The sequence below is a fragment of the Halomonas sp. CSM-2 genome (assembly GCF_002119345.1).
In the GTDB taxonomy this organism is placed as follows: Bacteria; Pseudomonadota; Gammaproteobacteria; order Pseudomonadales; family Halomonadaceae; genus Vreelandella; species Vreelandella janggokensis.
This window is the reverse complement of sequence record NZ_NBYR01000002.1, coordinates 38,514-50,949: the sequence shown is the minus strand read 5'-3', so window position 1 is coordinate 50,949 and position 12,436 is coordinate 38,514. Positions and strand designations below refer to the sequence as shown.

12 protein-coding genes are annotated in these 12,436 nt (G+C 56.3%); 6 read left to right on the top strand and 6 right to left on the bottom strand.

Annotated elements, in window-relative coordinates; all coding sequences use genetic code 11:
- The first annotated feature begins 253 nt into the window (after positions 1-253).
- A complete protein-coding gene (locus B7L15_RS01720) occupies positions 254-934 on the top strand; it encodes a GntR family transcriptional regulator (protein WP_085917336.1) in 681 nt (226 codons plus the stop codon).
- A 148-nt stretch (positions 935-1,082) separates the two neighbouring features.
- On the opposite strand, the gene B7L15_RS01715 is transcribed toward B7L15_RS01720, so the two are convergent.
- Both B7L15_RS01715 and B7L15_RS01710 read right to left on the bottom strand, forming a co-directional pair.
- Positions 1,083-2,414 carry a four-carbon acid sugar kinase family protein gene (locus B7L15_RS01715; protein ID WP_085917335.1) on the bottom strand — a complete coding sequence of 444 codons (1,332 nt, stop codon included), beginning with the start codon at positions 2,412-2,414 and terminating at the stop codon, positions 1,083-1,085.
- 24 nt (positions 2,415-2,438) lie between these two features.
- Positions 2,439-3,485 (bottom strand): LacI family DNA-binding transcriptional regulator, encoded by a 1,047-nt coding sequence (locus B7L15_RS01710; protein ID WP_085917334.1) that lies wholly within the window; start codon positions 3,483-3,485, stop codon positions 2,439-2,441.
- A gap of 131 nt (positions 3,486-3,616) precedes the next feature.
- On the opposite strand from B7L15_RS01710, the gene B7L15_RS01705 reads away from it, so the two are divergent.
- From B7L15_RS01705 to B7L15_RS01685, 5 genes are all read left to right on the top strand, one after another.
- Positions 3,617-4,906 (top strand): ribulose-bisphosphate carboxylase large subunit family protein, encoded by a 1,290-nt coding sequence (locus B7L15_RS01705; RefSeq protein ID WP_254902828.1) that lies wholly within the window; start codon positions 3,617-3,619, stop codon positions 4,904-4,906.
- A 62-nt stretch (positions 4,907-4,968) separates the two neighbouring features.
- Positions 4,969-5,943, top strand: coding sequence for a TRAP transporter substrate-binding protein (locus tag B7L15_RS01700; RefSeq protein WP_085917333.1), 975 nt, complete (start codon positions 4,969-4,971; stop codon positions 5,941-5,943).
- Positions 5,944-6,017: 74 nt separating this feature from the next.
- Positions 6,018-6,533, top strand: coding sequence for a TRAP transporter small permease (locus B7L15_RS01695; RefSeq protein WP_066318125.1), 516 nt, complete (start codon positions 6,018-6,020; stop codon positions 6,531-6,533).
- A 2-nt stretch (positions 6,534-6,535) separates the two neighbouring features.
- Positions 6,536-7,828: a TRAP transporter large permease gene (locus B7L15_RS01690; protein ID WP_085917332.1), complete on the top strand. Its 1,293-nt coding sequence runs from the start codon at positions 6,536-6,538 to the stop codon at positions 7,826-7,828.
- Positions 7,829-7,868: 40 nt separating this feature from the next.
- Complete coding sequence (locus B7L15_RS01685; protein ID WP_085917331.1) at positions 7,869-8,822, top strand: NAD-dependent epimerase/dehydratase family protein; 954 nt, start codon at positions 7,869-7,871, stop codon at positions 8,820-8,822.
- A gap of 174 nt (positions 8,823-8,996) precedes the next feature.
- On the opposite strand, the gene B7L15_RS01680 is transcribed toward B7L15_RS01685, so the two are convergent.
- From B7L15_RS01680 to B7L15_RS01665, 4 genes are all read right to left on the bottom strand, one after another.
- Complete coding sequence (locus B7L15_RS01680) at positions 8,997-9,665, bottom strand: amino acid ABC transporter permease (protein ID WP_085917330.1); 669 nt, start codon at positions 9,663-9,665, stop codon at positions 8,997-8,999.
- 3 nt (positions 9,666-9,668) lie between these two features.
- A complete protein-coding gene (locus tag B7L15_RS01675) occupies positions 9,669-10,409 on the bottom strand; it encodes an amino acid ABC transporter ATP-binding protein (protein ID WP_085917329.1) in 741 nt (246 codons plus the stop codon).
- A gap of 20 nt (positions 10,410-10,429) precedes the next feature.
- Positions 10,430-11,098: an amino acid ABC transporter permease gene (locus B7L15_RS01670; RefSeq protein WP_085917328.1), complete on the bottom strand. Its 669-nt coding sequence runs from the start codon at positions 11,096-11,098 to the stop codon at positions 10,430-10,432.
- Positions 11,099-11,163: 65 nt separating this feature from the next.
- On the bottom strand, positions 11,164-12,015 hold the full coding sequence (locus tag B7L15_RS01665) for an ABC transporter substrate-binding protein (protein WP_085917327.1): 852 nt from the start codon (positions 12,013-12,015) through the stop codon (positions 11,164-11,166).
- Positions 12,016-12,436: the final 421 nt, after the last annotated feature.

Here is a 12,436-nt window from a genome sequence, read left to right as displayed (position 1 = left end):
ATTTTCATCACACCGACATCAGCCATTTATTGTCGTAAATAAATGAATATAAAGGATAATAATATTGTTCTTTATATTATTTAAAATAGTTAATACAATATTGCATACAATATTTTTGAAAATATATCGCACTCATTTTGTGCGATAAAAATGCAAACGCCCATTAACAGTGCAGTCGTACCAGACGCACTTTTGATTGAAAGCCGACCCCATTCATACGTATCTTACGGCTAGTGAAAATACAGGAACCTTTATGGACACATCCCTTGCAAAACTTGCCATTGATGAGATAGCCGAGCGGATAACGGATGCGGTAATGGAGCACCGGCTACCCCCAGGCATCAAATTAGTGGAAGAAAAACTAGCCAGTGCTTTCGGCGTGAGCAGAACGAAGATTCGTCAGGCACTGACATTGCTGGCACAAGACGGGCTTGTGACCCTGCACCCCAACAAGGGGGCCTACGTGACGCGCCCCACGGCCGACGAGGCGAGAGACCTTTTTGTCACCCGTCGATTGGTAGAGCCGGAGATCGTACGTAATGTCATCAAGCGCGCCTGCGCCGACGACCTGGCACAGTTGCGGGCTCATTTAGAAGAGGAAACCGAGGCACGCCGGCTTGGAGATCGGCGGCGCATCATTCGGCTGTCAGGCCAGTTTCATATGTTGATGGCTCGCCTTAGCGGTAACAGCTTCATTGAAAAACTGATGGCGGAACTCTGTCCTCTGACCTGCTTGATTATTGCTCTTTTCGACGAGCCTCAGACGCCCGCTTGTCCAGAAGATGAGCATGCCATGATTGTGGACGCGATAGCTGAACGTGATGAAGAACGAGCCATCGACTTGATGCTGCATCACTTACATCACATTGAGAAGGCACTTCATTTGGATCAGCAAGTTGAAAGTGGCATTCACTGGGAAGCACTTTATGGATAGAGAAGCAGCGCTGTATGCCCTCATAGATCATACACCCTTCCATCTATCCCAAAAGGCACCGTACGGAAGCAATTAAGGCGTCCGTCATGACACTTCGCCAAGCTGTTTTCGAGACAGATTGGTCGGACCGGATACATCATCGTCTCCCTCATGCATCGGGATAGGCCGTGCCGCGCTTGACGCGCACCAGTAGCTCCTCCCCGCCGATCTGGCCGCCCTTGAGTACTACCTCCAGCCCGTCGACCGGCGAGTCGGTGGCTACCAGCCGGCACAGATGGCCTCCCTGAGCCTCATCGAAGGCCACCAGTTCCAGGGCATCTGCCCCGAGTTGCCGCATGGCATGGCTCGAGGTATCACCACCCGCAAAAACAACACGATGAAGATCGCCTGCCTCTCTCAGCTCGCGGGTCAGTCGAGCGAAAACCTCGCCAACGACCGTCGCCAGTCGCTCGGTTGAAAGGTCAGCAATGACATCCGTGTCGCTGCGCGTGGTCGCCACAGCGACATCACGACCCTCTCGGAACATAGCCATCACCTGGCGGGACAGCCGTCGGGCCACGCCAGGCGCATCGCGCATCGCCTCTTCGGGCTGCAGTGGTAGAACGCAACCGCCCTGCGACTCGAAATGCGCCAACTGCATGCGGGTCTGGGGGGAACAACTGCCGGATAGCACCAGCAACCGCGCCACGCCTTGATAGGTGGTCGGCAACGGGTGGCGCTCCACCGTATCGCGGGTCAAGGAACGGCCCACGGCATCTGCCAGCCCCTGGGCAGCAACCGCGAGCGTAGGACGGTGCTCGGCCAGGCGCAGGATCAACTCGGCAGCGTGTTGCAGCTCGGACTGATTGGTGGCATCAAGGACCACGAAACGCTCTGACTCAACGGCCGACCACAATGTCTCCCAGCCGCCGCCCGCCTGACGATAGTCGAGCAGTGTGACCGCCGCCGACGCAATTGTCGTCTGCGAAGCCAGATGACGACGCAAGTCCGCCTCGTTCATCGGGGTCGAGGGGTGATGAGCCATGCCTGGATGCTGATCCAACCGACAGATCTCGCCGTGGTAGCGGGTGAACAGGTGGGAAAATGCGGTGTATCGCCCGAAGTCCGGGGTAGCGGGCATCACCGGCAGAGCACAGCCCGGCCAGCGCCGACGGGCCAGCTCCATTACATGCCCGATGCTGCCCACCGTCGGTGATGAATCGAATGTCGAGCAGATCTTGAACTGCATTAGCCTGGGGGCGATCGACTCGATGACTGCAAGGGCCGGCTCGACCTCGGCGGTGATTGCCGACGGCGTCAACCCACGAGCCGTCCCCGCCAGCCCTACCACATCCAGTTCCGTTGCCATGTCAAAGATCGTCTCGGGCGCTGCAGTGGAGAAAAACAGTCGCCCACGAAATCCATGGCGGCAGAACTGCGCCAAATTTTCCGTCGAACCGGTGAAATCGTCGCCATAAAAGGCAACCAGTGGTCTTGTCATTGTTAGCCCCCCTTTCCTGGTTGCTCAGGTGCTCTCTCGCACCTTAAGCTCGTAGCCTATATCAACTCTCGATGAAGCGGGCGATCCGCCCTCCAACTTCGCCAATAGCATTTTCGCGGCCTCTACGCCCATCTCGTAGCGGGGCACGGTCACGGTTGTCAGGCGTGGCGTCAGGTGCTCACCCAACGACAACCCCAGATATCCACCGATGGCGATATCCTGGGGCACCCGTACGCCAATCCGATTGGCTTCCAGAATGGCCCCGGCCGCCAGATTATCGTTGGCGAAATGTAACGCCTGCAGTTCAGGACGTGCGTCCAACGCCTCGAGAAACAGTTTCCGCCCTACCTCATACGACGAAGGCTGGTCATCCTGAAATAGCACGTCACTTTCTATCCCAGCTGCCTTCAATGCCTGACGATGCCCTTCATACCGCAGGCGGGCACGATAATCGTGCGCCATGCCAGTTCCCAGAAAGGCAATACGTTGATAGCCCTGCTCGACCAGATGCCTGGCCATGCAGGCCCCCGCCTCGGTGTTTTCAACCCCAATGTTCATATCGATGCAGGTCTCGCCCAACTCCATGATCTCGACCACAGGTCGTCCCCAGGCCTTCAGCCGACGTTCAGCGCTCTCGCGATGCCGGAGACCGGTCATGATCATCCCTGAAGGCGAATAGCCGAGCACCGTATCGACCAGGGAGGCCTCGCGTTCCAGGTCAAAATCGGTGGAGCCCAACAGCACCTGATAACCAGCGGGTTCAAGGGTCTGCTGGATGCCATGGATTACCTCGATATAGGTCAATATCGACAGTGACGGCACCACCACCGGAATCACTCGGGTGCCTGCCGAGGCCAGACCGCCGGCGATCAGATTGGGAACATAGCCCAGTGCGGACACGGCATTGTCGATACGCTCACGCAAACCGGCAGAGACATTCTCGGGCGTATTCAGGGCGCGCGACACAGTGATCGGCGCGACCCCTGCCTCCCTCGCTACGTCCTTGAGCGTGACACGGTTATCACCTTGATGACGTCGACGTTCTCGCACGCCCGTCTTGTTGGTTGACATACCCTTCTCCTATCTATCCCAGTTTGCGTTCCTGGAAGTTTATCCTATGATGAAAAAAATGGTAGCGCTACCAAATCACCAGTGCTAGCTTTCTGAATAGCCATTCGAACCAGTTGGTGAGGAGTACGCAAATGGCGAGCCAGCCATCTTCAGTTGACATGCCGCGCATCAGCGCCAGCTACCGCATCGAAACGCCGCTTGATCCAGAGCGGGCGGCCCTGGCGATGGCTGGCGAGCAGTCCTCCGGCACGTTTCTCAAGCTGGCCGGAGAAACCGATGCCCTGCGCGAACGCCATGCCGCCAGGGTAGACGCGGTCACCGCGCTGACGGCATGTGATACGCCCTCACTGCCTGGCTGTTTATCCGGTGACACTTACCAGCAGGCGGATGTCACCTTGTCATGGCCGCTCGAGAATATCGGGGCCAGCCTTTCCAACCTGATGGCGACGATTCTTGGCAACCTCACTGAGCTACGGGAACTTTCCGGCTTCCGGTTGACGGATATCGCACTGCCCGATGCGTTCATCAAGGCAATGCCCGGCCCCCAGTTTTCGGTTTCCGGCACGCGGCATTTGGCAGGCGTCGACCGGGGCCCGCTGGTGGGTACCATCATCAAGCCCAGTGTAGGCCTATCCCCCGAGGAAACCGCCGCACTGGTCAAGCAACTGGTGGAAGCCGGCATCGACTTTATCAAGGATGACGAGCTGATTGCAGATCCCCCCTATTCGCCGTTAGCCGAGCGGGTCCCTGCGGTGATGCGAGTGATCGAGGAACACGCTCAACGTACCGGGCGCAAGCCCATGTATGCCTTCAACATCACTGGCGACCTCGATGAAATGCGCCAGCGCCATGACCTGGTCCGCGACCATGGGGGTACCTGTGTCATGGCCAGCGTCAACTGGATCGGCATGGGGTCGCTGACGGCACTGAGGCGTCATGCCCAGCTACCGATTCATGGTCACCGCAATGGGTGGGGCCTTTTCTACCGCCATCCGCAGTTGGGCATCGATTACCGCGCCTACCAGACATTACTGCGCCTGGCCGGTGCCGATCACTTGCACGTCAACGGTCTCGGCAGCAAGTTTGCCGAGGCCGATGCCTCGGTGATCGACTCCGCCCGCGCCTGCCTGACCCCATTGCTCGAAGCGCCGGACCGCGACGATCGTGCAATGCCGGTTTTTTCGTCGGCACAAACGATCCACCAGGTACCCGCTACGTTCGCGGCACTCAAGTCGACGGATCTCATTTACACCTGCGGCGGCGGCATCATGGGCCACCCCGATGGAGTCGCCTCTGGCTGCCGCGGAATTCGTGCCGCCTGGGACGCCACCTCCCGCGGAATATCGCTGGAGGAATACGCTAAACAGGAACCCGACCTTGCGGTCGCGTTGCGGGCCTTTAGCCGCCCGTTTTCAGGATGAAGCAACACCGATACGCCATAACAACATCAATACGCCACTACGACATCAAAGAGGTAAGTACCATGAAGACAATAACAGCAAGCAGCATCTTCCTCGTTGGCCTCGCGGCCTTTGGCACGACAACAACGGCCTCAGCCGAGGAGTTGGCCATTGCCATCCACGTCGAACCGTCGCATCCCATGTTCAAGGTGGGCGAACGGCTCAAGGAGAGCATCGAAGAAAAGACCGACGGCGAATTCTCGATCACCCTGCTGGGGACCGAAGTGGGCGGCGAACGTGACCACCTCGAGGGCGCCAGTTACGGCGAGTACGCTATCGCCCTGGGTGGCTCAATGCCCATGACCCTATATGCCGAGGAATTTGCCGCCGCCGACCTGCCCTTCGTCTACGGCTCCAGCGAAGAGGCCCGTGAGGTCTACAACGGCGAGACCGGCGAACTGCTCAACGAACAGCTTATCGCCAACGGCAACATGCGTCTGGTCGGACTTTCCGCACGCAATCCGCGCAACCTGACGTCCAACTTCCCAGTCGAAACGCCAGAAGACGTTCAAGGGGTGCGCATGCGGGTACCCGAGATCGCGCCCTGGATCCAGATTTGGGAAGAAATCGGCGCCCTGCCCAGCCCTATCGCCTGGCCCGAAGTTTACACGTCGCTGCAGACCGGGGTGATCGATATGCAGGAAAACCCGGTTGATCTGATCCATGCCGGCAAACTCTACGAGGTACAGAGCCATATCAACCGCACCGAGCATGTCTATTCGTTCTTTCACTGGCTGATGAACGAGGACTTCTACCAAGGGCTTTCCGATGAAAATCGCGACATCATCCTCGGTGCGATCGATGAAGCGACCAGCTGGGGTAACGACATGGTCGCGAATGGCCAGGCCGACCTCTACGCGGAGCTTGAGGAACTCGGCATGACCATCGTCGAGCCGGATGTCGCCGCCTTCCGCAGCGCAGCCGAACCCGCGATTCGCGACATTGCCGAGAGCTATCATCCTGCGGTGCGTGACTACGTCCTGTCACTCGTCGAGTAACCGCAAAGGGCGAACCGTCACTTTCGGCGGTTCGCTCGCTCGTCCATTCCGATGCACATCACCCGGAGGCGCCCGTGAAAATCTCGGAACGCGTTACCCGTGCACTTGATCTGTTCTGGAAGTTGCTGACCGGGGTTGTGATGACAGCTTTCGCGCTGATGCTGATCATCATGGCTGTTCAAGTCATCTCACGCTATGCCTTGGGCATTGCCGTGTCCTGGACCGATGAAGCCTCGCGCTATCTCTTCCTGGCCGAAATTTTCCTGGGGTCAGTGCTCGCGCTGCGCTACCAGGAACATATTCGCATCACCATCGTGACCGACATCTTGAGCCCTTCCGTGCGCAACATCATCGCCAGCGTAGCGGATGTGATCTGCGTGCTGGTGCTGCTGATGCTCGTCGCTGGAGCCTGGAACATGATGGACAGAACGGCCGGCATCATGGCCAGCACCTTTCAGATGAGCTTTTCCTACATCTACCTCATACAGATGATTTCCGCGTTGCTCATGATCGCGCTCCTGCTCGGTGAACTTTACCAGCGTCTCATGGGCACCCCCCAACCCACCATCGAAGATGGCAGGAGTGACTGACCATGGAAGTTTTCGTCATCATGTTCGTTGGCTTGATCGTTCTGCTGATGCTCGGGGTTCCCGTGGCATTCGCCATGATCGCCTCTTCGGCCCTTGTACTGGGCTATACCCGTGGCTTTGACGCCATCCCCATGGAAATGATCTCACAGCGGACACTATACGGGGTCAACAGCTTTACCCTTCTGGCTATCCCCGCCTTTCTGCTCATTGGCCGCCTGATGAACAGCGCCGGCATCTCGGACCGTGTCTTCGATGTCGCCCGCACCATGGTAGGCCACTTCAAGGGTGGGCTGGGTCATGTCAATGTCGTCGCCAGCATGCTGTTCGCAGGCATGTCCGGCTCGGCGGTTGCCGATGCCGGCGGACTCGGGGCGCTGGAAATCAAGGCGATGGAGGACGACGGCTACCCGACTGGCTTCAGTGCCGCCGTTACCGCCAGTTCGGCCACTATTGGACCGATCATCCCACCCAGCATCCCCGCTGTCATCTACGGCGCCCTGGCCAATGCCTCGATTGCCGCCATCTTTCTGGCTTCCATCATTCCCGGGCTATTCATGGGCATAGGATTGATGGTGATGGTCGCCATTATCTCTCATCGGCGCGGTTTCCCGACGCGGGCAAGGGCTCGTTTCAGCGAGTTTACTCTCGCCCTCACGCGGGGCGCACTGCCAATGTTGACCCCCCTGATTATCATCGTGGGGATTCTCTCGGGCGTGTTTACCCCTACCGAGGCGTCGGTGGTAGCGCTGATCTACTGCCTGATCATCTCGTTTCTGGTCTATCGTTCGATCAACATACGCGAGTTCCTGAATATTCTGCGTGCCACCGCCATTGATACCGCCGCGCTGCTCTTTATCATCGCCGGCAGTGCGCTTTATAGCTGGGTGTTGGCACGTTATCAGGTGACCGCGCTGGTGGCGGATTTTCTGCTGGCAACGGTGACCGACCCACTCGGCCTGCTGCTCTTGCTGGCCCTGTTCATCCTCCTGATCGGGCTCTTTATTGATTCAGTTCCGGCGCTGTTCCTGCTGACCCCGCTACTGGTACCGGTGGTGATGCAATACGGTATCGATCCCGTGCATTTTGGCGTGGTCATGATTTTCACCCTGATGATCGGCTTGATCACACCGCCTGTCGGCACTGTGCTGTTCACGATACAGAAGATCACAGGCATGCCGTTCTCGGGTCTGGTGAGGGAAATACTCCCGTTCTACATACCGCTTTTCGCGGTATTGCTGATCATCATCCTGTTCCCAGCAGTCGTCATGTTTCTACCCAACCTGGTACTCAATTAGGGCAGCAACGCCTGTCCACGACAACGAGGAGATTCACATCATGTCTGTTCTCATTACGGGGGGGCTCGGCCACGTCGGCTCCTGGGTGGCCTACCAACTGGCCAAGCAAGGCAAGCAAGTCATCATCTGCGACATGGCGGCCGGCCATTTCGATCGGCTGGGTCTCGACTATCTGGAGGAGGTACGCGACAAGTTAGTGCTGGAAGCCGTCGATGTCCTCGACTATCACAGCATGTTCGAGCTTTTCCTTCGTCATCAGGACGAACTGGAAGGTGTCATCCATGGGGTCTCGGTCATCGCCGGCCCCACGTTCCAGCAACGCCCCTTCAAGAATATCTCGATCAACGCGATGGGTACCCTGAATGTACTCGAAATCTGTCGAATTCTGGGGATTAACAAGGTCGTGAACATGAGTTCCGGTGCCGTTTACGGCGATGCCCCGGGACCCCAAAGCGAAGCGACGCCTTACAAAGCGACCGATCTTTATGGGGCCACCAAGATTGCCGGTGAGCTCTATGGCCTGCAATACAGTGACACCTACGGAATGGACGTACGCAACGCACGGCTGTTCTTCGTCTACGGTCCTGGCAAGCGCCCATCGCACATGCATATGGTCTACCAGGGATTGTTTGGCCCGCTGGAAGGGCTTGACGATATCCAGGCACCCAACGGCGCCGAGCAGGCCCTGGACTGGACTCATGTACACGACACAGCGGCCGGCATCGTCAAATTGTTCCAGAAGGACAGTGTTGTCCAGCGCAATTTCAACATCTCCAGCGGGGTCAGCGTCGACCACCTGCAGATCGTCGAACACGTCGCCGAGATCACGGGCAAGCGGGCCAACGTCAAACTGGGTCCCGGCCCCTTCGTGGTCAGAGGCGCACCGCTGGATATCTCGCTGGCCCAGCAGGAGCTTGGCTTCACGCCCAGATTCACGGACATTCGCGAAGGCATCCGCGACTACTGGCAGTGGCTGAAATCCAACGCCAATTGAAGGGAGCAATGGGAGGCAACTGAACGTATTCGCCGCACGTCCTGCGAAAGAATGCGTCTTATCCGGTGAAAAATGGCTGGCTCCCCCAAGGGGTGACGCTGGCCATCGCTTACGACCCTCATACAGCCACTTTCCTACCTGCCACCAGAACGGATCACCTCGCCTGAACAACGATTAAACATTGGTAACACCGGGAACATAAGTCCGTCTTTCAAGCATCCCCAGCAAGCTCGCCACGGTGGATGTCAGCACCAGGTAAATCACCCCCGCCCAGAGAAAGACCATGAAAAAGTCCAGCGTGCGTGAGCCGATATCTGAAGCAATCGCGGTGATCTCCACCACACCGATCGTATAAGCAATGGAGGTAAACTTGAGCTCGATGATCGCCTCGTTGGACCATTGAGGAATCACTCGGCGCAATGCCTGTGGCAGCATGATATGGCGAATGGCCTGCCACTGACTCATCCCGCAGGCGCGCGCAGCGACCAGCTGCCCTTGCGGCACCGACAGCACCGATCCACGAAAATATTCAGCCTGGTAGGCCGCACTGTTTAGCGTTATGGCGATAACGGCCGCCGTGAATGCATCGAAAACAATCCCGACATGCGGCAGCCCCAAATAGATAAAAAACATCTGCACTAACATCGGCGTCCCGCGGAACAACTCCACATACACGGTGCTGATCCAATAAAAGAGGCGATTGCCATACACCCTGGCCCAACACAGTATGAGACCGAGAAAGAAACCCAACGTGATCGCAATGATCCAGAGCGACAGCGTGATTGGAACCCCCGCAAGAAGCGAGGGCAGCCACTCGATCCCAAATTCAATGAATTCCTGCATGGATCACCCGTGCTCGGCAATAACGTTGAGAAAAGCGCGTGTCCGCTCGTGGGTAGATTGATTGAACATGAAGTCAGGCGCCCCCTGTTCAACGATATACCCATGTTCCATAAAGATAATCTCGTCAGCTGCTTGACGGGCAAAGCTCATTTCATGAGTCACCACCACCATTGTCATGCCTTCCTTGGCGAGCTGTTGCATCACTTTTGTCACTTCCCCCGTTAGCTCAGGGTCAAGCGCCGATGTTGGCTCATCAAACAGCAGAACGTCGGGGTCCATCGCCAAGGCACGCGCAATCGAAACACGTTGCTGCTGGCCACCGGAAAGCTCAGCGGGATACGCCTCCGCTCTATCGGCCAAGCCGACCCGCTCAAGCTCCTGGTGTGCCCGTTCAGTGGCAGAAGCCTTATCTTTACCCTTCACCTTGATCTGGCAAATCCGCACATTGTCGAGCACGGTTAAATGCGAAAACAGGTTGAAATCCTGGAAAACAAAGCCCATTCGCGCCCGCATCGCATCAATATTCGTGTCCAGGACTTCTTCACCGTTTAACTTGATACAACCGGCATCCGGAGTGGTGAGATAGTTGATACACCTCAACAACGTGCTTTTACCCGACCCTGAAGGGCCAATCAGCACCTTGGTTTCACCCTTTTTCAAACTAAAGCCGATGCCTTTTATAACGTCCACACCATCGTAGGCCTTTTTAAGGTCTTGCACGTCCAGAATCAGATCGTTGGCCATTGTCGGTTGAACCCCTTAGGTTATTTTTCGAATCCTGGCACGGCCAACTTACGCTCAAAGGCGTACAGCAAACTGTTACCCGCGCGGTTAAGAATGAAGTACAAGAGCGCGACCACGGCAAACACGGTCAACACATTCCCCTGGGTACTGGTAATGATGTAATGCGCCTGACGTGTCAGCTCAACGACACCAATGACATAGGCCAGAGACGTCTCTTTGATCTCGGAAGAAAACTCGTTCGTCCAGGGGCCAATCGCATGGCGTGCTGCCTGCGGGAACATGATGTGCCGAATGGCACTTAATTTGGACATTCCCATGGCCCGGGCGGCCATCATTTGCCCGGCAGGCACCGACTGGAAGGCACTACGGAAAATCTGTGACTGGTAAGCCGCTGAGCGAAGCCCCATGGCAAGAATAGCGGCACCAAATGCTGAAATATCCCAAACGCCCGAGATGCCGTAATAAAAGATGAACAGCATGATGATGATCGGAATGCCGCGAAAAATACGTTCATAAACTTTCAGCGGCCACTGCACCAGACGTGATTTGGGACCATAGAGCTGGATAAGGCAAATCGCCATCCCCAGAACGAAACCGATCAATAGAAGCGCCGCCAACAGAACGATGGCGACGCCCAACCCTTTAAGCAAGAAAGGGAAATCACGTATCAATACGTCGTAGATATTCATGAAAGCTTCCCTACAACACAGGGAACGACCTGATTGAGATCAGGCCGCACCTGGAAAACGAACGGTTATTCGTTACCTAATTCGGGAAGACCAGCAACAGGCTTCTGATAAGTGTCAACAAAGCCGGGCATATGGCCAGGAATCGCAGGAGGCGTCACGCCGGGAATGTATTCCTCGATAATCTCACCCCAGGTGCCCGCCTCATAAATTGACAGAATACCCTGGTTCAAACTCCCCAGAATTTCCTGCGGGTCACCTTTAGAAACCGCAAGCGCCAGCGGGGCACGTATGTAGATCTTACCTGCCATTTTTACCGGCCTGCCCGCATTAATATATTCCTGAGCGGATGTATCGTCGACAATGACGGAGGAAATACGGCCAATCGCCATATCATCAACGGCAGTGACATAGTTATCGTACTTGGCCAGTTCTACGTCTATATCACTGGAATTGACAATATTCTCCTCCATCCAGGCTTGCTGAGAAGAGCCCCCCTGCACACCCACGCGTGCACCACAGCACACCGCCGTAAAGACGTTTAGATCAGAGTCCTCGGGTACCAGCACCACGTCGTTCGTTTCCCACCAGGGAATCGTAAAGTCGATATTCTGGCTCCGCTCTTCAGTCACCGTCAGCCCAGTGGCGAGAATATCAATTTTTTCTGCGGCTAATGCGGGGATCAATGATGGAAAGGGCATATCCTGAAATTCAATTTCAAAACCTGCCTCATCCGCAATGGCGTCCATGGCATCAATGGCGATCCCTTTGAATTCACCACCTTCAACGTATGCCCAGGGCGGGAAAGACGCTTCCACGCCGACGGTATAAGATTCCTGAGCCTGCGCAGACGTTATAAAAAAGCTTCCGCTAATCGCCGAGCAAAGCACTGCGGTGGATAAAAAAGATAGTTTTTTCATGAAGTTTCCCTTTGATTTGTGCGGTTTTTGTAATTTCGGGTTTATTTTTAGCAGATTTGAAGTTTGGTCAGCCCCGAGCACGCCTGTCAAGTTGATAAGCGATCACAAGCGCACAGATCGCCAATTTTCCGCCAGCAGGACACTTCCGTGAGCACGGGGGATTGCTGCGCAAAAGAGGGCCTCTCGGCCTTTGCGCCAGATTGGGCAACTCCCATCAGTTCGCGCTATCGCGACCATGAGATATCGTGTTGGCCATTCGCTATCACTTACGAGAGAACCGCCAAAAGCCGCAAGACGCTTAGCCTCAAACGCCATCTAAAAGGCCTGAGCCCCTTACATACAGTAAAGGATCCAGCCTTGCCATCCTCAGCGAATTGCCCGCCCACCCTGCTTTGGCAGATACATGACAAGGGTGATCCGG